This window comes from Peribacillus sp. P4_B1 (genome assembly GCF_056402395.1).
Map to the genome: position 1 here is coordinate 81,190 of NZ_JBFUHM010000010.1, position 20,508 is coordinate 101,697.

The following is a 20,508-nucleotide window of genomic DNA, read 5'->3' on the forward strand; positions in this document are numbered from 1 at the left end:
GAGACGTGGTCAAGAGGATTTTGGTCGTGGAAGATGAATCGATCGTTCTCCTTGATATAACGATTATGCTCAAGGATGCAGGCTTCGATGTGGTTGGACATGCACGTGACGGCGAGAAGGCGATTGAATTGGCACATGCCCTGCAGCCGGATCTCGTTTTGATGGACATAAAAATGCCTAAAATGAATGGGCTTAAGGCTAGCGAGGTGATTTCCAATACCTTTCAGATACCGGTCCTGCTTTTAACTGCATTCAGCCAGCGTGAATATATCGACGAGGCGAAACGGGCAAATATCGTAGGATATCTTGTAAAGCCAATAACGGAGGCGGATTTGATTCCCGCAGTGGAGATAGCTTTACTGCAAGCAGCCAATGCAAAAAAGTATCAGGAACGAAATGCCCAATTGGATGAAACGCTCACAAATCGTAAAGTCATTGAAAAGGCAAAAGGAATTATCATGAAAATGAAGAATGTATCGGAAGAAACCGCTTACAAAAAACTGAGAAAGCTAAGCATGGATAAGCAGCTTTCCATGGAGACAGTGGCACGCCTAATCGTTACAAAGGATCAAAAACAAGTAAATAGATGAAGCAATGGCGCTTTGATGGACCAAATTGGTTGTAGGTAGGCAATTCTACTGAAATAACCAAAGTTTGGGCTATAAGAGGCGTCTTTTTTTATACCCTTTTTTAAAGTCGATAGGCCAAATCAAATCGTAATTCAGGGGGAATATGTATGGAGATGGTAGGTAAATTCGTTATTTATATCATTATGGTGTGTGCCGTTGTCGGTGCAATGGCATCGATTAAAGACAGTGAGCAAGGCTTGGGCAAACAGTTCATGGAAGGTTTGCATACGGTTGGCCATATATTTATCCCTGCAGCTGGAATCATGGCCTCTATCCCCTATTTATCATGGTTCATCAATACAGTATGCGGTCCGATCTTCGCAGCGATCGGTGCAGATCCCGCACTCGCTGCAACAACGATTTTGGCAACGGATATGGGCGGCTATCAATTGGCGGCCGAGCTGCAGGAATCATATGAAGGCTGGATCATGGCGATGATTGTCGGATTCATGTCTGGAGCAACGATTGTATTCTCGATTCCAATGGGGCTTGCCATGCTAGAGAAGCGTGATCATAAATACATGGCACTTGGTGTCATGTCAGGGATCCTGACGATTCCCATTGGCGCCTTTATCTCAAGCGTGCTAGTGGTGGCAACGAATTCGAAAATTCGCGAAGTGATTTCCACGAATGCGAATTCTACACACGAATTCGCGTTGAGCTATTTGAAAATTGCCTTGAATCTTTCTCCACTTCTTATTTTTGTGGTGCTGCTTGCGTTAGGTCTTTATTTCCTGCCGGATTTGATGATTAAAGGGTTCATGTGGTTTGGGAAAATATTGGATGCCGCGATTAAACTTGTACTCGTGTTTTCAATCGTGGAGATTTTCACCGGACTGTTTTCCAATGTATTTGGTGCTTGGGGGTTCCATCCCATCATGGCTGATAAGGCGGACCAGTTCCGTGCCCTGGAAACGGCAGGGTATATCGGGATTATGCTTGCAGGCGCTTTTCCAATGATTTACTTGATTCAAAAATATGCAGGCAGGCCGCTTGAAGTGATGGGCGGGAAAATCGGATTGAGCAAAGCGGGGAGTGCAGGGATTTTAGCCACGGTAGCCAATATATTGGCGATGTTCAAACTTGTTAAAGATATGCCTCCGAAGGATAAGGTCATAAACATTTCCTTCGCTGTGTGTGCAGCTTTCCTATTAGGCGATCATTTATCTTTCACAGCCAACTTTCAGCCATCCTTAATTTTACCCGTCATAGTAGGCAAGCTATCTGCCGGCGCTATTGGAATCGGTCTTGCTTACTGGCTGTCCGTTCCGAAAGCTTTGGAATTGGAGGAAAAAGATCGTGCAGCGGGAGTCATCGGCATAAATGAATATAAAACGAATAACCAGGAAGAAGATAGCGATGAAATCCAAGTGGTGTAAAACTGAGGTGTGAATTTAATGAATGAACAGACGGAACGAATCATCAGTGCAGGAATCGATATTGGCACTAGTACGACGAAACTTGTTATCAGCGAGCTTTCGCTTAGGAATGTTGCGGGCGGCGGACAGGTGCCAAAAATAGAAATTACCGATAAGAAAATTCTGTATCGAAGTCCCATTTTCAAGACCCCGCTTTTATCCGATACGGTAATTGATATACCTGCTGTTCAAAGTATGGTGGAAAGTGAATACCATCAAGCCGGGATCACGATGGAAAACATACAAACAGGGGCCGTCATCATCACAGGTGAAACGGCAACCAAACAAAATGCAGAAGAAATGGTATACCGGTTATCCAAAGCGGCAGGGGAATTCCTTGTAGCGGCAGCTGGGCCGGATTTGGAGGGAATCATTGCCGCAAAGGGATCTGGTGCCTATCAACATTCGATCGAGACAGGAAAGACTATAGCGAATATAGATATTGGCGGGGGAACGGCGAATATTGCCGTATACCGTTCTGGTATGCTTTGCGGAACTTGCACACTGCATATAGGAGGCCGTTTGGTGGAATGGGAGGGAGCGAAGGTGAAGGTTGCTCCCTCAATAGGAAAATGGCTGAAATCAAAAGGGCATTCACCTTTGAATGTTGATGGGGTAATCATCGCAAATGAAATGTCTAAGGTGCTTTCGAGGTTTTTGGCTGGTTCATTCACAAAAGAAGATGAACTTCTATTAGTGGGGAAGGAGCCATCTTGGACAGGACGAATAGATGTGTTGATGTTCTCGGGAGGTGTCAGTGATTGCATCTATCATGAAGAACGGGAAGACAAAAGCTTTCAGGATATCGGCATGATGCTTGCAACCTCTATAAAGGAAAATGAAGTATTGGCTGCATGGGAGTGGGAACAGCCCGTTGAAACGGTTCGGGCGACTGTTCTAGGAGCAGGCACGCATACAACTGAAATCAGCGGTGCTACCATCGAGGTGAATGATTCTCATCTACCAGTCCGTAATATCCCAGTCTACCGCATCGACTTTCAAGGCGTGCTGGATGATGGAACCAGGACAATGGCACAATCGGTTCAGGATGCGATAACGATATACGATCCACTAAAGGAAGGACTGAATTTTGCCTTTTATTTAACGAATTTACCTTATCTATCTTTTCGGGACATACAGCAGCTCGCAGCCGAATTTACCGAGGCTTTGATGCAAAAGCCGAATCAGCAGCAACCTCTGATAATTGTGATGGACAGTGATTATGGGAAGGTGCTTGGTCAAACATTTCTAGCGAACCGACCAGATTTGCCGGTCATCTGCATTGATCAGACACAAGTGGAACATGGGGATTATTTAGATATAGGAAGGCTGCTGCGGACAGGGGTCGTTCCGGTTGTCGTAAAAACACTGACCTTCCACAACTAAGAAACGGAGGATTATACGATGAAATTATCTGCTCAATACTTTGGGGAAATCCATCAATTCAAATCGTTGAAAGAAGTCTTGGCCAAGGCGAATGAAGAGAAATCAGGAGATAGGCTTGCGGGAATTGCCGCGGATTCTGTCCAAGAACGGATTGCGGCGAAAGCTGTGCTTAGCGAATTGACTTTGGCGGACATTAGGAATTATCCCTTACTCTCCCCGGAAGAGGATGAAGTGTCACGGATCATAGATGGTCTCATCAATGGAGCCATCTATCAATCTGTGAAGAATTGGAGCGTTGCCGAGCTTCGTGAATATATTTTGAGTGACGAAACGACAGGTGACGATTTAAAGCGAATAAGCAGGGGGCTGAATAGTGAAATGATTGCTGCGGCAGCCAAGATCATGTCGAACCTTGACCTTATCCATGCTGCCAATAAAATCGAAGTGCTCACAAAGAATAATAGTACGATTGGATACAAGGGAACGCTTGCTTCGCGCCTTCAGCCTAACCACCCGACTGACAATGTGGATGGCATGCTCGCATCTTTGAAAGAAGGTCTCTCCTATGGAATCGGGGATGCCCTCATTGGAATCAACCCTGTTGATGATTCAGTCGAAAGCGTAAAGCGGCTGCTTCATGCGACACAGGACGTAATCCAGAAGTGGAATATCCCGACCCAAAATTGTGTACTTGCGCATGTGACCACTCAAATGAAGGCCGTACAGCAGGGTGCACCTGCTGATATGATCTTTCAAAGCATAGCCGGAACGGAAGCGGCCAATCGTTCTTTTGGAATTGACGTTCAATTGCTCGAAGAAGCCAACGAGGTGGCAAAGGCTCATGGGACCGGCACAGGTCCGCAGCATCTTTATTTTGAAACGGGGCAAGGCTCGGAGTTATCGGCGGAAGCGCATTTCGGAATCGATCAGGTGACGCTTGAAGCCAGAAACTATGGATTTGCCCGCTATTTTGATCCGTACATTGTCAATACGGTCGTCGGATTCATCGGACCTGAATATCTATATAACAGCAAGCAGGTCATCCGCGCCGGGTTGGAAGATCATTTCATGGGAAAAATGCATGGTCTGCCGATGGGAGTGGATATTTGCTATACGAATCATATGAAGGCGGATCAGAATGATATCGAGGACCTGGGTGTACTTTTAACGGCGGCCGGTGTGAATTTCATCATCGCAACTCCGATGGGGGATGACTGCATGTTAAATTATCAGTCTTTGAGTTATCACGATATAGCGACATTGAGACAAACGATGGATAAGCGGCCAGCCCCATTATATGAAGCTTGGCTGGAGAAGATGGGGATTCTGGAAAACGGCAAGTTAACGAAGCGTGCCGGTGATCCAACTATTTTTAACCATTAGGAGTGGATGATATGGGAATGAAAGATCCGAATAATAAAGAAGAATTGGATGCCTTGATAGCGAAAACCCCTGCCCGGATAGGGATAGGCAGATCGGGGACACGTCCTAAAACGGATTCCTGGCTGAAATTCCGTTTTGACCATGCGGCGGCCGTTGATGCTGTATATGGTGAAGTCAGTGAAACTCTATTGAAACGCATGGATTTATTCAAGGTGAAAACGAAGGCCGATGATAAGGAGGTCTATTTACGGCGTCCGGATTATGGCAGGAAGCTGTCGGACGAAGCAAAGCGAATGATCGAAGCAAAATGTATAAAGGCCCCAACGGTTCAAATCATCATTTCCGATGGCTTAAGTGCCAAGGCGATCGAAGAGAATGTGGAGGACGTCTATTTATCTTTCAGACAATCTTTGGCAGCGGCAAAATTGGATGCAGGTACACCGTTCTATATTGAAAAGGGCCGGGTTGCCGTGATGGATGATATTGGAGAAATCCTTAGGCCTGAGGTCATTGTCCTGTTGATCGGCGAACGGCCCGGTCTTGTCAGTGCTGAATCATTAAGCGCTTATATTTGCTATAAACCTTGTTTGGGCATAATTGAAGCAGAGAGGATGGTCATTTCCAACATCCATAAAGGCGGGATCCCACCAGTTGAAGCGGGTGCACATCTTGGCACGGTCATTCAAAAGATCCTTAAATACCAAGCGAGCGGCATGACACTCGTGAAGAAAGAACATGAAGAAGAAAAGCGTGAAAAATTCGGTTGAACTCCTAGTGTCTAAAAAAGGAAGTTCGGATGGTCTCTTTCCTGACGATCATTAAGACTAGGACGTTGATTTCCTCTCCAGGCACTCGCTTTATATGTTTTTTTATTGTTTTATGAATCCGTTATTGGTGGAAGAAAATTGCGACACACCTGCCGAGGAGGCTTGGCAGACAGTCGGCGGAAAGGGAGCGGATTTCTGAAATCGATCGGAACGTTTTTAAAATAAAAAACACCCCGTAAATGTTAGTTTTGTGTCTATCATTTACGGGGCAGTTCGAATTTGTCTAAAGTCTGGGAGGCGCGAATCGTTCCTCTATTTACTTGTCCCTAAATTCCACAATCCAAACGGGTTGTAGAAGGGATGGTCTTCTTCATATCTAAAGTCCTGAAGGCCCGTCAATATAAAGTCGGGGGCATCTTGTTGTATGCTAAAGGTTTCGCCAGTTGTAAAGAGAGGCCGTTCACCTAGATTGTAATAATTAAATGTGTTAAGTAAAGATGCCGCCTCTTTCGGACTCATTGTGTTAAGTGTCACGGCATCTGGAAGCCCAAAGGCTTTCATTCCGAATGAACAATAATAATCTTCCTCTCCGATGATCGTGGCAAAATGGGCATATACCGAGAGAATATCGGGGCTTTGATGAAGCTTTTGCCAATCTTCCTTTGAATGGGCAATGCCAGCTGTTTCTATTTTCACTGCCATTCCGCCTGCCCTAAGGATTGCTGCCCCAGCATCGATCAAGTCCGTAACATTTCCGGTATCGGCTATTATATAAACGGTAAAGGTATGTTCATTGATTTCCGCTAATAATCTCTCTGAAAAGGCATCTTTACTGGCGTAAGAAAAGGTCTCTTTTAAAGTGGGTTCATAATCCTGGATTTCTGCCTGAAAAGTTATGTTCTTTTCCTTGTTATGAAAAATATTCCCTGCTAACAGGTACCCTTCGCTTTGGGAAGCGACCGTTTGAATCAATTCTGCCCGGTCCTTCCACTTTCCGGGTATCCCGATGATGATTTGGTTTTCCTTCATGAATCATCTCTCCTTTCCGATCCATTCATACTATACCACTCTTGATGTTCACCATAGCATTTTATAATATATAGCGCCAACCCGCCGAGTTAATGTGAGTGAGGGATGTACAGGACTTTTTCAAACTTATACAATTGATGTATAATATAATCTAGTAAACGTATAGCCTATCTTCAAAGGAATTCCCGTAAAGGGTTTTCTCGTAGGGCAGTATCTTAATAATCTAATCGGTATATTCAATGATGAAAGAGAGTGGAATATAATGGGTCGTAAGTGGAATAACATTAAAGAAAAAAAAGCGTCAAAAGATGCAAATACAAGTCGGATTTATGCTAAGTTCGGACGGGAAATATATGTAGTGGCGAAACAAGGTGAACCAGATCCGGAATCCAACCAGGCGTTAAGGGTCGTACTTGAGCGTGCGAAAACGTACAATGTTCCCAGAGCGATCATTGACCGTGCGATTGAAAAGGCTAAAGGCGGTTCGGAAGAAAGCTATGACGAACTTCGTTATGAAGGATTCGGTCCAAATGGATCAATGGTCATCGTGGATGCATTGACAAACAATGTGAACCGGACGGCATCTGATGTACGTGCCGCATTCGGGAAAAATGGCGGGAATATGGGTGTCAGCGGTTCTGTTGCTTATATGTTCGATGCAACGGCTGTCATCGGGATTGAAGGTAAAACGGCTGATGATGTGCTTGAACTGTTAATGGAAGCGGATGTTGACGTACGTGACATCATTGAAGAAGAAGAAGCGGTCATCGTTTATGCTGAACCTGAACAATTCCATGCTGTGCAACAAGCATTCAAGGATGCGGGAATCACCGATTTTACAGTGGCAGAGCTAACGATGCTTGCACAAAATGACCTAACCCTTCCAGAAGATGCACAGGTACAATTCGAAAAGATGATTGATGCATTGGAAGATTTGGAAGATGTGCAACAAGTTTATCATAATGTAGATCTTGGTGAATGAAAAAACGGGCAGACCTTTGCTATATGATCAAAGGCCTGCTTATTTTATCTAATGCAAAAGAGCCTGTTTTGATGAAACAGGCTCTTTCCTTTTGATTATTCACTTATGACGATTCCGGAAAGTTCACGGTCTTTCTTTACCCTTTCCATTTCCGAAATAGTGACCAGCTGATATCCTTTGTCATGCAGTTGTTTGATGATTTTTCCTGCAGCTTCGGCGCTAGTTTGATAGATATCATGCATTAATATGACTCCGCCGTCTTTGGCTTTACTCATCACATTGCTCACGATTTTCTTTTCATTGCGGTCTTTCCAATCTTCGGGATCGACATCCCAGAGTGTGACTTCCATATCCTCCATGTATTCACGCACATTATCGTTAATCGCTCCATATGGGGGACGGACGAGACTTGGCTCAGAACCTGTAGCTTTTTCTACAGCGTCTTGGGTCTGTTCGATTTGACTCTTGATTTTGTTCTTGCTTAAGCGAGTCAGCTGCGGATGATCCCATGAATGGTTGCCGATCTCATTTCCTTGTTCAAGCATTTTTTGCAGAACTTCCGGATAGTGCTGTACGCGGCTTCCAAGCACAAAGAAGGTCGCGTGTGCATCATACTTGTTCAGGTCTTCAAGAATGGACATGGTATAAATTGGATGTGGCCCGTCATCGAACGTCAAGGCAATGACCTTTTTTGATGGGTCAATCCATTCATTTTGCACGGGCAGTTTAGCGACGATATGTTTCGGCTGCCATTCCTTTACACGATCCTCATTCAATTCTTTACTTTTATATGAATCTAGCAAGCTATCATTAAAAAGTTCCTTCTTGATGGCTATTGTATGAGTCTTAGCTGAATCATCAGTCTTAACGTAGAATACAAGCGTATTTTTCAAGACTGAAAAAGAATCGAAGTTGGCCGCCTTCAGTTTGTTTTCCTTCTTAATAAGACTCTGTGAAATGCCTTCTTCTTCCTTCTCGGTTAACTCTTCAAAAACAATATCGGATAAAACGGATAAATAATCAGAATCCGTGGCAAAGATGTCTTCTATAGAGAGCTTTTGCTGAGATGGAATATCATAAGTGAAGATCCGGGATTCGGACTGCTTCTTTCCTTCCACTTGTTCATATTTATCGAAGGAAATGGTAATGGTCTGCTTGCTGAAATGAAGGATCGTGTATGTGAGGTTCAGCTCGGATGCTTTTCCGTCGGATGCTTTCCATCTTTTTTCATAATCTTTAATTTCTTTTTTTATGTAAGCTTCTAGTTGCTTGTCGATATTTTCTATATGCAAAACGGGTCTGCTGGCCGAATAACCGCCTTTCGTATTATCTTTCAAATACGTTTGAATATCAGCTTCCGGGTAATTTTTATCGTTTGTATAGGCGGAAACGGTTCGCTTCTTATCAAAAGCAAGGCTTTTGATGGCTAACCCCATCGTTCCCACTGCAGCTATTAGACAAAATAGAAAAATAAAGACTTTTTTATAATTTAGTTTCCTCATGTTGCACTCCACCTCGATAATCATTCTACTATATAGACGCGCCAAAAGCCTTAAAAGTTTGTAAAAATTTTCATTTTTTTATTTATAAATATTTCCTTGTTCATTTTCAAACTTTTATGGCTGCACGAACGTCTATCCTTTGTACCTAGGATACGTAATTTAAATGTAAGGAGCTCTATCATGCAATGAAAAATCTAGATATGAATCAATTAATAACGGGCCGGATAACCGAACGGCAAGACAATTTGTACAGACTTGCTTTTTACTATGTCAAAAATCAAGAGGATGCGCTTGATATCGTGCAGGAATCGATAAGAAAAGCACTTGCCTCCAGCAACAAAATAAAAGACGCTGCTTCTATAGATAGCTGGTTATATAAGATCATAGTCCGAACGTCACTTGATGTTTTGCGAAAGAAAAAGAAGCTGACAGTCGCCGATGACGAAACAATAGAATACTTACGCAGCGGAGAGGAAGATCACTACCCCGACCTGGATTTACAAAATGCCCTGGAAGGACTTTCGGTCAAGTATAAAACAGTAGTCGTTCTTCGTTTCTTTGAGGACCTGAAGTTGGAAGAGATAGCGGAGGTTCTGGAAGAGAATGTAAGCACGATTAAAACGAGATTATATAAAGCGCTGCAACTATTGCGGATCAACATGACTGAACGGGAGGAAACGAAAAGATGGAAAAAAAATTAAAGGATCTGCGGGAAGAGTATCTTAAAACACCGATCCCTAAAGAATTGAAAGATGTCGTTCAAGCAGCTTTGAATGAAAAGCCAAGGAAGAAGTCAAGGGTTGGAAGGAATATCCTGSTGTCTGCGGCTGCAGCGCTTCTGATAGTGACAGCTTCCGTAAACATCAGTCCGGCAGTGGCAAAGGCCATGAGTGATATTCCGATAGTCGATAAGGTCATTAAAGTGATCACCTTCGTCGAGTGGAAAGAGGATGTGAATAATTCCTCGGCCGTGATCAAAACACCTGCAATTTCCGGACTGGAGAATAAACAGCTTGAAAATAGCCTGAATGATAAATACTTATCGGAAAGCAAACAGCTATACAAGGAATTCACGGACTCCATGTCAAAACTGAAGGAAGGGGAAAAGGGCAATATGTCGGTGGAAAGCGGATATGAGATATTGACAGATAATGAAACGATATTATCCGTACAGCGCTATACGGACACGATTTCTGCTTCCAGTTCTACAGAAAGTCAATTCGATACAGTCGACAAGAAAAACGAAGTGCTTTTAACGTTAAATAGCCTATTTAAAGATGATCGTTATCTTCAGGTGATCAGTAAGAACATCAAGGAACAGATGAAGCGGCAGATGGCTGAAGATCCGGAAAAGATATATTGGGTCGAAGATGATGATCTTACTGCATTTAAAGGCATTGATGAAAACCAAAACTTTTATATAAACAAAGATGGCAAGCTAGTCATCGCCTTTAACAGCTATGAAGCTGCGCCAGGGTATATGGGGGCCGTCGAGTTCATCATCCCGACCAAGGTTATTTCAGAATTACTTGTGGGTGATCAATATATCCATTAAATGAACTTATTTGTAATGTCCGTTAATTATACTTATGAAGGGCGAGGGGTTTATAAAACGGGAACTCACAAAAACCATTAAAAAGACGAACCAATGTTACTTGACTACAGTAACCTTGGCTCGTCTTTTTTTTCATCAAATTTCATCTGATCCAGTTCCAGCCTCATTTTTTCCGTCTCCATAAGGAAGTTTTCATGTTTAAGTTTTTCAAGTTCCAGTTCAACTTGTAGCATCTTGTGTTTGTTTTTTGCCTGTTTTTCGAAATGGCTTGTCAGTATGGCGATTATAGGGATGGAAAAAATCATCACCACGGTTACTAACCCTATCATATTTGTACCTCCTCATTTTTTTGTTATTTCTATTATACGGTGTATATAACGGTTTTGGTGGGGTTATTTCAAGGTTCGCAATTTCCCTCTGGTAACCAAAGTGTTTTCAAACGTAATACATGGGTAAAGTTAGGGCAATATATCATTCATGGAAGCTTCCTTTTAGACTAAATTGATTGGGTGTTTTTTTTAGGAGGATTTTAGTGTGAATTGCTTTGTTTAATAGCTATTATTATTTATTTTGAAATCAATTATTTAAATATAATAAATATTTGTTTACAACAGAGAAAATAAAAGTTATCATACAATAATAAAAGGAGGGCTAGGTATGGCAACGATAAATAAACAGAAAATTGTGGATAGTGTACCCCAAAAAGGTTTTTTTGGAAACCCAAAAGGACTATTCACCCTTTTCTTTACTGAGTTCTGGGAGCGTTTCTCCTATTATGGCATGAAGGCCATTCTTGTTTACTATATGTATTACGAAGTTTCTAAAGGGGGACTAGGTCTTGATGAACACACAGCCCTTGCCCTAGTATCCATCTACGGATCTTTAGTATATATGTCCGGTATAATTGGCGGATGGCTTGCCGATAGGATTTTCGGGACTTCAAAAGCCGTATTTTACGGTGGTATTTTGATCATGCTCGGGCATATTGTCCTTGCTGTACCAGGCAGTCTCTCCATGTTCTTTGTTTCCATGGTACTCATTGTTCTGGGTACTGGTCTATTAAAACCGAATGTTTCCAGCATTGTAGGGGAAATATACGCGGAAAATGACGATCGCCGGGATTCCGGTTTCAGTATATTCTATATGGGTATCAACATGGGTGCATTCCTTTCACCGTTTCTTGTCGGTACAGTCGGAATGAATTACAGCTTCCACCTTGGTTTTGGGCTGGCGGCAATTGGTATGTTAATTGGGCTCATCGTCTTTGTTGCAACAAAGAAAAAGAACCTGGGCCTAGCTGGAACTCTTCCTGCTAACCCATTATCACAAAATGAAAAGAAAACCGTATTCACTAAATTGGGAATAGCTGCATTGATTTTAGCTGCCATCATCGGCATCACTGCCACTAAAGGTATCTTAACGATTAAAACCTTTATTAATCTTGTAGGTATTCTAGGGATCCTTATTCCGACCCTTTATTTCATTTTCATGTATCGCAGCCCTAAAACAACTTCTGTTGAACGTTCACGATTGATGGCCTATATTCCTTTGTTCATAGCAGCTGTCATGTTCTGGGCAATTCAAGAGCAAGGTGCAACTATATTAGCAAGTTATGCAGACAAACGGACACAGTTGAATTTTGCTGGAATGGAATTAAACCCGGCATGGTTCCAATCATTGAACCCTTTGTTCATCATTACCCTTGCACCAGTATTCGCATGGTTATGGATTAAACTAGGAAAGCGCCAGCCGACCATACCACAAAAATTCTCAATAGGTCTACTGTTCGCCGGGTTATCATTCCTGGTGATCCTGCTTCCTGTTTATTTCGGTGGATCAGACTCTTTAGTCAATCCGCTATGGCTTGTACTTAGCTATTTCCTTGTAGTGCTTGGAGAACTTTGTTTATCCCCTGTTGGACTTTCAGCAACTACAAAATTGGCTCCAGCTGCATTCTCGGCACAAACGATGAGCCTGTGGTTCCTGGCAAGTGCAGCAGCACAAGCACTAAACGCACAAATCGTCAGATTCTACACTCCTCAAACCGAAATGGCTTATTTTGGAGTGATCGGCGTTGCTTCAATAATCCTTGGACTGGCCCTGATGGCCTTATCACCAAAGATTCAAGGTTACATGAAAGGCATTCGCTAACACTTAGCCAGCAGTAAGGAAAAAAGGAATGGACTATATAATGAAGATGACCTCGAATTAAACGGGGTCATCTTTTTTATTGGCTCTTTTCAGTAAAGATTGTTGTTTTTAAAACGAAACTATTTAAGGTTGATTGGAGCGGAAGTGTGAGACTCCTGTGGGAGCAGCGGGACAGGTGAGGCGTTTACGCCGAGGAGGCTCACCGCCCGCACCAAGGAAAGCGAGCATCTGGAGGGGAAATCAACCACAACTCACTACCTGGTAAATAGCAACAAAGTATGTGAAAACAGCCTTTTTATTACAATGATTTTGGCATCTTGCTTTTTCGCATTGTAATAGTATCGACCGTGCCAGATTGATTACATACCATTTTTACCAAAAAATTGATATGATGTTTTAGCAGCCTCATAGTTTATGCTTAAAAAAACAATGAAGCTTCATTCCAAAGTAAATAGGAGTAGCGAAATGAATAAATTTTATAGAGCTTTAACTCATGTAAACAAAATAGTTTATGAACCTAATCATCTGTCTATAAAATCAATTCAAGAAGAATATCAAAATTCCGAATACGGAGCTGGAACATTTCACTTAAATGCAAAATCGGTTCGATTTAGAGTCGCAAAAATAACACCCAATAAAGTGGGACAGTTTGTTGCGTTTTGGGAAAAAGACGAAAATGATAAAAATCAACCCTTTGCATATGAAAATTCTCCTGATTTATTGGTCATCAATACCTCAATGAGTAATGACCATTTTGGGCAATTTATTTTCCCGAAAGAAATTCTCGCAAAACAAAATGTCCTTAAAACGCAAAATGTAAAAGGGAAAATGGCAATAAGGATTTATCCTATTTGGGATAATCCAACTAGTAAACAGGCAATAACGACTCAAAAGTGGCAACTACCTTTTTTTGTTGATTTGAGTCATGCGAATAAGTTACCCATACAAAAAATTTTAGAACTATATTCTATGTGAATTTTCCATGTAGGAACCACTTAGCTATCAATGGTTCATGAAGAGGCTGTTAGGGGTGAGTTTTATATTTAAATATCTCACTCAACTTTTCAAAGACAGGAGGTAAGAATGAAACGTTTACTTGGAATATGCATATCCCTGCAAATGACTTTCGTTCTGCTTTTCATCACGGGGATTCTCCCAAAGTTGAATTCATATGTTGGAGCCTGCATTTATTTGATCATTGGGTTTGCAAGTCTGATAATCAGCTTATATTTAGCGGGTAAAAAATTTCTCTTGGGCATTTCGGTTATTGCCATCATCTTTTCGGTGCTTATCATTTGTTTCACCATTTTCATTTATTTCTTGCCTGAAGCCGGGATGCCGCCGGAAATCCCTTTGTTTGAATAGGTGAGTTCATCTAAAATTCAAGCGAAAAAAGGGCATCCCATTGAGGTGCCCTTTTTAATTCACCATCTTTTTGAATCAGTTTGCTGCTTGGATCAATCCTTTATGAATGGAGACTTCCTGGATGGCACGGTAGACCGTTTCGACCATGAAATCGAGTTCCTTTTCTGACATGGAAAGGATCGGCATCATCGTGATGACTGGACCAAGTTCCCTGATGATCAGGCCATTTTCCCGTGCTGTATGGATGATCCCGGAAACGACGTTCTCTTGGAGGGTGAACGTTTCTTTTGTTTCACGGTCTTTAACGATTTCCACTCCAATCATGAAGCCGCGCTGGCGAATATCGCCGACGATCGGAAGTTCGTATAGCGCTTGCAGTCTTTCGGATAGGTATTTTGATTTTTTCTGGATGTCTTTAATGAGATTCCGGCTTTCCATTAGCTCGATATTCTTCAGGGCCAGTGCACAGGCTAGCTGATTTCCTGTATAGGTGTGGCCGTGATAGAAGGTTTTATGTTCTTCCCGTTCTCCCAAAAAGGATTGAAAGATCTGCTCGTTCATGATGGTGGCTGCGAGTGGCATATATCCCCCAGTGATCCCTTTGCCCATACACATGATATCAGGGACGACATCTTCCTGCTCGCAGGCAAACATCGTACCGGTGCGACCGAACCCTACAGCCACCTCGTCACAAATTAGGAGGATATCGTACTTCTTGCATAATTGTTCAACTTCTTTCAAAAAGCCCCGGGGATGGGTTATGATACCTGCCGCCCCCTGCACAAGCGGTTCGATGATCAATCCGGCAATTTCCTCTGATTGTTCCTGCAGCAACTTCTCCAGTTCCTTCAAGCAATGGTTTTTCACTGCTTCTTGATCTCCATATTCAGTCATGTGATAGGCATATGGTGTAGGGGCGGAAATCCGTTGAAATAAGAGGGGCTTAAAGATTCTATGGAATAGATCCATTCCGCCCACACTCACGGCACCGACAGTATCGCCATGGTATGCTTCGTCAAGGGAGATGAATTTGTTTTTATTCTGATGCTTGACGGGATCGATATTCTGCCAATATTGATAAGCGACTTTAAGGGCGATTTCCACAGCGGCAGATCCCGTGTCAGAGTAGAAGACTTTCGATAAATGACCAGGAGTGATCTCTGCCAGTTTCTTTGCCAGTAAGATCGATGGTACATTTGCAGATCCCAGCAGAGTGGAGTGCGCGACTTTATTCACTTGTTCAATAAGGGCTCCGTTTAATTCCGGCTCGTTATGTCCGTGCACATTCACCCATAATGAAGCATAGCCGTCCAAATAGCGTTTGCCATCCACATCAATCAGATAGCTGCCTTCGCCGCGCTCGATGATCAGCGGTTTACTTTCCCGATACGTTTTCATTTGCGTGAACGGGTGCCATACATATTCCTTATCCCATTGTTCTAAATCCTGACTGTTCATGCTTTGAACACCTCTTTCAATTGTTGGGTATAATTTTGGTCACCAAGTAAATCAAGGATGCAGATCCTCAAATCTTTTCTAACATCGGCCAGTGTTGGAATGCAGGCGAGCCCCTTCAGCCCTGTCAGCTTTTCAATGGTTTCGATATTGTCTTGATGAATCCGATCCTCTGGCCGGTAATGATTATACAAAATGGTTTTAACGCATATATCATGGATTTGGGCATAAGAATGGGTCGTCACGACATTATGAATCGCCCCTAAGCCGCTTGTGGATACGAATACGACAGGCATGCCGCAATCTCTTATGAAATCCGTCGTCATATAGAAACCTTCCGCCCGTTCAATGAGCGGTACAGCCAATCCGCCTGCTCCTTCAACTAATACGATGTCATACATTTCCTCAAGTTCATGAACCCTTTCCACGACTTTCTTCACATCGATTTGACTCCCGGTTAATTTAATCGCCAAATGTGGAGAGGTTTCGGGCTCCAGTGTGTAAAACCCTGATTCCTTTACACCGAGTTCCTGCTCAAACCAAGAAATATCCGGGTATGTATTCGTTTCCTCATTGATTCCTGTTTGAAATGGCTTGAAGATCGTGACGGTTTTTCCAAACGTTTGAAGAGAAAGATAAAGTGCACTCGTGACGATGGTCTTTCCAATATCCGTGCCAGTTCCGGTTATGAAGTAGGCTTGGCCCATGGATGATTCAGCTCCTTTACGTTTATGTATCTTGCAATTCGCGGACGTACTTGTTGAATGATGACAGCACATAGAATGCACAGCAGTAAATCACCGGGTACTGGTAATAAGAAGCCGTAAAGAATCGTTTGGTTGATTGAAAGCGGCGTTTCCACAATCCACTTCATTGCACCATACAGCCATATGCAGCCGAAGAAGTAAACGGTCAGCAAAGAGGCAGCGTTAGCAAGGAATATGGAACGAATCGTGGAGAGGGAAAACCGGTTGATCAGCCACCCGTTTACATAGGCTCCCAGAATATATCCGAGCAAATAGCCGAAAGTGGGTTTGAATATATAGCCGAATCCCCCGCCTTCAGCAAACACTGGCAACCCGATAAGTCCGATCAAGACGTAGCATAACTGACTGAGCATCCCAAGCCGGGGCCCCAGCAATGCGCCTGCCAAATAGACTGCCAGAATTTGCAGTGTGAATGGTATATAAGGGATAGGTATTTTAATAAAGGCGCCAATTGCGGTTAACGCAGTAAAAAGGGCTACATAAGAAATCGTTCTTGCTTTCAAGGTTTTCACCACCTTTTTTAGAAATGGCAGGCAAATTGCCCACTATTAGTTTGCCTGATTTCTATTTTATATGTCAACTAATTAATATTTAGGTTAACATATAAAGTGCATGCCTTCTCAGTTTTTCAAGGACAAACTAGGAAAATATTGAAAAATAGCCATTGAATAATATTTTGTTTGTATGGTATTATTCATCCATATGTTAACTATAAACTATTTTAGTTAACATATTAAGTGAATTGGAGGTTGGTTAATGCCTATTTATTTCACTTAATGATCCGTTACCAGTCATTTTTCTGCCATTCCAAATGCAAAGCATTATGGTCTGTGATGCAAATGTGACTGGCGGGGAACTTCCGAATATTTTGGTTTGAAGGGAAAGATGGATATCGAAATGGGGATACCCTAAAAAAGCGGTAGCAGCAGAAGGTGGGATAAATCGCAGGAAGCAGGTCTTTGTAGACGATCTCTTTAGAGTCGGAGCGTTAGCTTTCACTTTATCTGCAGGTGTCGGGAGGGAAGCATCGATTCTTGCCCGGGCCAAGCTCCTTTCCAAGGAAGTACATAAGCACGGGATCTAGGCACCAGCATTCGTATCGATTGGAACTTCACGAGTTCTTCGTAATTAATCGCGGCAGATTCATGGAAAGAAATAGACAACATTAAAAGAAAAGAGGGATTGGATTTGGAAACATTAGTAAGGGATTGGAAGATGTTAGCGGAGAGCGTGATTAAAGGATATAAAGTTACGGCTGAAGAGGCATTAGCAATCGTACAAGCCCCAGATGGCGAAGTTTTGGAAATTTTGAATGCAGCATATCTCATACGCAAGCATCATTATGGAAAAAAGGTCAAATTGAATATGATCATCAATACGAAATCAGGATTATGTCCCGAAGATTGTGGCTATTGCTCGCAGTCGATCGTGTCGGAAGCCCCGATTGATAAATATGCATGGCTGACTAAAGAAAAGATTGTCGAGGGAGCGCAAGAATCAATCCGTCGTAAAGCGGGTACATATTGCATCGTTGCTTCTGGCCGTCGTCCGACCAACAGGGAAATTGATCATGTCATTGAAGCGGTAAAAGAAATCCGTGAAACGACGGATCTTAAAATCTGCTGCTGTTTAGGTTTCCTGAATGAGGAACATGCCGGCAAACTAGCAGAAGCGGGCGTTCATCGCTATAACCACAACTTGAATACATCACAGGAAAACTACAGCAATATTACATCAACACATACATATGAGGACCGGGTGGATACAGTCGAAACTGTGAAAGATGCGGGAATGTCCCCATGTTCAGGTGCCATTTTCGGTATGGGGGAATCTGCTGCGGAAGCAGTGGAAATTGCTCTATCCTTACGCAGCCTTGATGCGGATTCCATTCCTTGTAATTTTCTCAATGCAATTGACGGAACGCCTCTTGAGGGAACTTCCGAGTTGACCCCCACTAAATGCCTGAAACTGATTTCGATGATGAGATTCGTCAACCCGAGCAAAGAAATCCGTCTGGCCGGCGGTCGTGAGGTCAATCTCCGTTCCATGCAGCCCATGGCACTTTATGCAGCCAATTCCATCTTCGTCGGAGATTATTTAACGACAGCTGGTCAAGAACCAACGGCGGATTGGGGAATCATCGAAGACCTGGGGTTTGAAATCGAAGAATGTGCTCTTTAGGAAATATGAAAAAAAGAAAAGTAAAAAGGGAAGGCTGCTGTTAAAGTAGCCTTCCTTTTTAAAATGTCTCGTGAATGATCGAGCCTGTCCTGGAAATATCATAATCACCTAAAGCATCGATTTCCGCTTGAAACGGATTCGAGGATAAAATTCTTTTGACGATTTTTATGATCTGCTCGTTTTTCGGAGTTTTTAATAGAACAAGGTCATAACGTTCCGTTATCAATGGAATGAAGTCGACTCCGACTATTTTTGCCGCTTTTTCAATTCCAACGCCGACATCCGCAATACCTGATGAAACAGCTGATGCGACACTTAAATGGTTGGTTTCCTCATTTTCATACCCCTTAAGGCTTTTAGGCGGAATCTTATGGATCTTTAGCTGCTCATCAAGAAGGATTCTTGCACCAGATCCTCTTTCCCTATTGATGATGGTCAAGTGATCCTTGTTTAAATCATTCCAGGTGGTGAGATTGAAAGGATTCCCTTTTTTAACATATAAACCTGCATTCCTTGAAACGAGATTAAATAAAATATAAGGATAGCCAACCAAGATCTTTTTTATATATGGAAGATTATACTCACCCGTATCTCCATCAAACATGTGCATACTCACGATGTCGGAATCGCCATTGTACATGGATATAAGCCCGCTTAAACTCCCTGTGTTCGATCGTAATGTTTTATGGCCGGAATCCTTCTCGATGTACTGTCCCAGTATATCCAAAACCATGTCCTGGCCGCTGATGACAAGGGGTGGTGTGCCCTTCTCTTCGTTCCGATGGGGTTCGGCGACAGGACCCGGGGATGTTAGGGACTTACTGTCAGTGATATATTTCTCTAAGTCCTTTGCATCCATTCTCATTTGCCTGCCCACTCGGAATACAGGCAGTTCCCCTTTTTTTAACAAGATCATATATTGTCAATTTAGATACTTTTAAAAGCTGTGCCACTTCTTCGATTGTATAGGATAGCTCCTGCGACATGTGCATCCCTCCGTCCTAATTGTATCTTAGTGCCCTTTGAAAAGTGTATTCATAGGTAAATAGGAAATATTAGATTAACTAGTTATAATTAGATATAAATAGTTATAACTGATTAGGAAGGATGAGCGATTTTGAAAAAAATATACTTTATGATTTTTTCGATTATGCTGCTTGTGACAGTGGGGACAGGGTGTTCAAATGATGAAGCGGAAAACACAGAAATGAAGGCGGGGCAAGTGGAATTGACGGTTTCCGCAGCTGTAAGTTTGCAAGATGCTTTAAATGATATAAAAGATTCATTTGAAAAAGAGAATGTAAATGTGAAAGTTAATTATAACTTTGGAGCCTCGGGGGCTCTTCAACAGCAAATTTCCCAAGGCGCACCTGTGGACCTGTTTTTCTCAGCTGCTGAAGATAAATTTGATAAATTGGTAGATGAAGATCTTATTGAAGAGAAAAACGGGATCGATTTAGTCGGCAATAAACTGGTGCTGGTGGTGCCAAAGGATTCCGATAAGGAAATGGAATCATTGAAAGACCTCAAAAAGGCTACTAAAATTTCGATCGGTACGCCAGAGTCTGTACCGGCAGGGCAGTATGCGAAACAAACATTGGAAAACATGAATCTCTGGAAAGAGGTTGAAGATAGATTGATATATGCCAAGGATGTCCGGCAAGTGCTTACATACGTGGAAACAGGAAACGTGGACGCGGGACTCGTTTATAAAACGGATGCCATGAACTCATCAAAAGTTGATATCGTTGCAACAGCCAAGGAAGATTTACACGATCCGATCATTTATCCGGTAGGGATAATCAATAATAGTTCACACCGAAAGGAAGCGCAGCTATTTTACGACTATCTTCAAAGTGTAGATTCTGACAAGGTTTTTAAAAAATATGGATTTGAAGATTTGGACTAATTCCGCAGTTTTGTTAATCGATCAGCGTT

The 20,508-nt window shown here is 42.5% G+C and carries 18 protein-coding genes and 2 pseudogenes; 13 read left to right on the plus strand and 7 right to left on the minus strand.

From position 1 onward, the window contains the following. Positions 1 to 5: 5 nt before the first annotated feature. The 5 genes and pseudogenes from AC1DVK_RS08100 to eutC all read left to right on the plus strand — a co-directional run. Positions 6 to 590, plus strand: a complete 585-nt coding sequence (locus AC1DVK_RS08100; RefSeq protein WP_377386397.1) for an ANTAR domain-containing response regulator — start codon at positions 6 to 8, stop codon at positions 588 to 590. 146 nt (positions 591 to 736) lie between these two features. Then, positions 737 to 2,008 carry an ethanolamine utilization protein EutH gene (gene eutH / locus AC1DVK_RS08105; RefSeq protein WP_477626208.1) on the plus strand — a complete coding sequence of 424 codons (1,272 nt, stop codon included), beginning with the start codon at positions 737 to 739 and terminating at the stop codon, positions 2,006 to 2,008. Positions 2,009 to 2,026: 18 nt separating this feature from the next. Continuing rightward, entirely contained in the window at positions 2,027 to 3,433 is a 1,407-nt protein-coding gene (locus AC1DVK_RS08110) for an ethanolamine ammonia-lyase reactivating factor EutA (protein ID WP_477626209.1), read from the plus strand. A gap of 18 nt (positions 3,434 to 3,451) precedes the next feature. Further along, a complete protein-coding gene (locus AC1DVK_RS08115) occupies positions 3,452 to 4,816 on the plus strand; it encodes an ethanolamine ammonia-lyase subunit EutB (protein ID WP_477626210.1) in 1,365 nt (454 codons plus the stop codon). A gap of 14 nt (positions 4,817 to 4,830) precedes the next feature. Next, positions 4,831 to 5,583: pseudogene (eutC, locus tag AC1DVK_RS08120) on the plus strand (ethanolamine ammonia-lyase subunit EutC); the annotation flags it as partial. A gap of 312 nt (positions 5,584 to 5,895) precedes the next feature. On the opposite strand, the gene AC1DVK_RS08125 reads toward eutC, so the two are convergent. Continuing rightward, positions 5,896 to 6,612 (minus strand): DUF4261 domain-containing protein, encoded by a 717-nt coding sequence (locus AC1DVK_RS08125; RefSeq protein WP_477626211.1) that lies wholly within the window; start codon positions 6,610 to 6,612, stop codon positions 5,896 to 5,898. Positions 6,613 to 6,874: 262 nt separating this feature from the next. Between AC1DVK_RS08125 and AC1DVK_RS08130 the strand changes: the two genes are divergently transcribed. Further along, on the plus strand, positions 6,875 to 7,594 hold the full coding sequence (locus AC1DVK_RS08130) for a YebC/PmpR family DNA-binding transcriptional regulator (protein ID WP_089362702.1): 720 nt from the start codon (positions 6,875 to 6,877) through the stop codon (positions 7,592 to 7,594). A 95-nt stretch (positions 7,595 to 7,689) separates the two neighbouring features. Here AC1DVK_RS08130 and AC1DVK_RS08135 read toward each other — a convergent pair whose 3' ends face one another. Next, positions 7,690 to 9,096: a polysaccharide deacetylase family protein gene (locus AC1DVK_RS08135; RefSeq protein WP_410862801.1), complete on the minus strand. Its 1,407-nt coding sequence runs from the start codon at positions 9,094 to 9,096 to the stop codon at positions 7,690 to 7,692. Positions 9,097 to 9,281: 185 nt separating this feature from the next. Between AC1DVK_RS08135 and AC1DVK_RS08140 the strand changes: the two genes are divergently transcribed. Together AC1DVK_RS08140 and rsiV are read left to right on the plus strand one after the other, a co-directional pair. Continuing rightward, entirely contained in the window at positions 9,282 to 9,797 is a 516-nt protein-coding gene (locus AC1DVK_RS08140; RefSeq protein WP_410862800.1) for a sigma-70 family RNA polymerase sigma factor, read from the plus strand. Then, positions 9,782 to 10,651, plus strand: coding sequence for an anti-sigma-V factor RsiV (gene rsiV / locus AC1DVK_RS08145; protein WP_477626212.1), 870 nt, complete (start codon positions 9,782 to 9,784; stop codon positions 10,649 to 10,651). Before AC1DVK_RS08140 ends, rsiV begins: the two co-directional genes overlap by 16 nt. 104 nt (positions 10,652 to 10,755) lie before the next feature. Here the strand turns inward: rsiV and AC1DVK_RS08150 are convergent, their stop codons facing one another. Continuing rightward, positions 10,756 to 10,980, minus strand: coding sequence for a hypothetical protein (locus tag AC1DVK_RS08150; RefSeq protein ID WP_089362706.1), 225 nt, complete (start codon positions 10,978 to 10,980; stop codon positions 10,756 to 10,758). 328 nt (positions 10,981 to 11,308) lie between these two features. Here AC1DVK_RS08150 and AC1DVK_RS08155 point away from each other — a divergent pair, with 328 nt between their 5' ends. The 3 genes from AC1DVK_RS08155 (at position 11,309) to AC1DVK_RS08165 (ending at position 14,167) form a co-directional block, all read left to right on the plus strand. Beyond that, entirely contained in the window at positions 11,309 to 12,802 is a 1,494-nt protein-coding gene (locus AC1DVK_RS08155; protein WP_477626213.1) for a peptide MFS transporter, read from the plus strand. 465 nt (positions 12,803 to 13,267) lie between these two features. Further along, positions 13,268 to 13,777 carry a MepB family protein gene (locus tag AC1DVK_RS08160; protein ID WP_125161253.1) on the plus strand — a complete coding sequence of 170 codons (510 nt, stop codon included), beginning with the start codon at positions 13,268 to 13,270 and terminating at the stop codon, positions 13,775 to 13,777. A 108-nt stretch (positions 13,778 to 13,885) separates the two neighbouring features. Next, positions 13,886 to 14,167, plus strand: coding sequence for an alpha/beta hydrolase (locus tag AC1DVK_RS08165; RefSeq protein ID WP_477626214.1), 282 nt, complete (start codon positions 13,886 to 13,888; stop codon positions 14,165 to 14,167). Positions 14,168 to 14,242: 75 nt separating this feature from the next. Here the strand turns inward: AC1DVK_RS08165 and bioA are convergent, their stop codons facing one another. From bioA to AC1DVK_RS08180, 3 genes are read right to left on the minus strand one after another with little or no spacing between them, the layout of a single operon-like run. After that, the gene (gene bioA, locus AC1DVK_RS08170; RefSeq protein WP_410863731.1) at positions 14,243 to 15,625 is read right to left on the minus strand and encodes an adenosylmethionine--8-amino-7-oxononanoate transaminase; all 1,383 of its coding nucleotides are present in this window, start codon (positions 15,623 to 15,625) and stop codon (positions 14,243 to 14,245) included. Beyond that, positions 15,622 to 16,329: a dethiobiotin synthase gene (gene bioD / locus AC1DVK_RS08175; RefSeq protein ID WP_477626215.1), complete on the minus strand. Its 708-nt coding sequence runs from the start codon at positions 16,327 to 16,329 to the stop codon at positions 15,622 to 15,624. The genes bioA and bioD overlap by 4 nt, the downstream gene beginning before the upstream one ends. Next, the gene (locus AC1DVK_RS08180) at positions 16,308 to 16,892 is read right to left on the minus strand and encodes a biotin transporter BioY (RefSeq protein WP_430152060.1); all 585 of its coding nucleotides are present in this window, start codon (positions 16,890 to 16,892) and stop codon (positions 16,308 to 16,310) included. The genes bioD and AC1DVK_RS08180 overlap by 22 nt, the downstream gene beginning before the upstream one ends. 712 nt (positions 16,893 to 17,604) lie before the next feature. Here AC1DVK_RS08180 and bioB point away from each other — a divergent pair. Then, positions 17,605 to 18,570, plus strand: a complete 966-nt coding sequence (gene bioB / locus AC1DVK_RS08185) for a biotin synthase BioB (protein WP_217899806.1) — start codon at positions 17,605 to 17,607, stop codon at positions 18,568 to 18,570. Between the two features lie 58 nt (positions 18,571 to 18,628). Here bioB and AC1DVK_RS08190 read toward each other — a convergent pair. Next, a pseudogene (locus AC1DVK_RS08190) lies at positions 18,629 to 19,556 on the minus strand (substrate-binding domain-containing protein). A gap of 131 nt (positions 19,557 to 19,687) precedes the next feature. On the opposite strand from AC1DVK_RS08190, the gene modA reads away from it, so the two are divergent. Then, positions 19,688 to 20,479, plus strand: coding sequence for a molybdate ABC transporter substrate-binding protein (gene modA / locus AC1DVK_RS08195; protein WP_477626216.1), 792 nt, complete (start codon positions 19,688 to 19,690; stop codon positions 20,477 to 20,479). Positions 20,480 to 20,508: the final 29 nt, after the last annotated feature.

What these genes read in the sequence shown, in the direction of transcription:
- AC1DVK_RS08125 (WP_477626211.1), bottom strand. Translation starts at nt 6,612, where the DNA reads ATGAAGGAAAACCAAATCATCATCGGGATACCCGGAAAGTGGAAGGAC.
- AC1DVK_RS08140 (WP_410862800.1), top strand. Translation starts at nt 9,282, where the DNA reads ATGAAAAATCTAGATATGAATCAATTAATAACGGGCCGGATAACCGAA.
- AC1DVK_RS08165 (WP_477626214.1), top strand. Translation starts at nt 13,886, where the DNA reads ATGAAACGTTTACTTGGAATATGCATATCCCTGCAAATGACTTTCGTT.
- bioD (WP_477626215.1), bottom strand. Translation starts at nt 16,329, where the DNA reads ATGGGCCAAGCCTACTTCATAACCGGAACTGGCACGGATATTGGAAAG.
- AC1DVK_RS08160 (WP_125161253.1), top strand. Translation starts at nt 13,268, where the DNA reads ATGAATAAATTTTATAGAGCTTTAACTCATGTAAACAAAATAGTTTAT.
- bioA (WP_410863731.1), bottom strand. Translation starts at nt 15,625, where the DNA reads ATGAACAGTCAGGATTTAGAACAATGGGATAAGGAATATGTATGGCAC.
- AC1DVK_RS08155 (WP_477626213.1), top strand. Translation starts at nt 11,309, where the DNA reads ATGGCAACGATAAATAAACAGAAAATTGTGGATAGTGTACCCCAAAAA.
- AC1DVK_RS08130 (WP_089362702.1), top strand. Translation starts at nt 6,875, where the DNA reads ATGGGTCGTAAGTGGAATAACATTAAAGAAAAAAAAGCGTCAAAAGAT.
- AC1DVK_RS08135 (WP_410862801.1), bottom strand. Translation starts at nt 9,096, where the DNA reads ATGAGGAAACTAAATTATAAAAAAGTCTTTATTTTTCTATTTTGTCTA.
- bioB (WP_217899806.1), top strand. Translation starts at nt 17,605, where the DNA reads ATGTTAGCGGAGAGCGTGATTAAAGGATATAAAGTTACGGCTGAAGAG.
- AC1DVK_RS08115 (WP_477626210.1), top strand. Translation starts at nt 3,452, where the DNA reads ATGAAATTATCTGCTCAATACTTTGGGGAAATCCATCAATTCAAATCG.
- AC1DVK_RS08150 (WP_089362706.1), bottom strand. Translation starts at nt 10,980, where the DNA reads ATGATAGGGTTAGTAACCGTGGTGATGATTTTTTCCATCCCTATAATC.
- eutH (WP_477626208.1), top strand. Translation starts at nt 737, where the DNA reads ATGGAGATGGTAGGTAAATTCGTTATTTATATCATTATGGTGTGTGCC.
- AC1DVK_RS08110 (WP_477626209.1), top strand. Translation starts at nt 2,027, where the DNA reads ATGAATGAACAGACGGAACGAATCATCAGTGCAGGAATCGATATTGGC.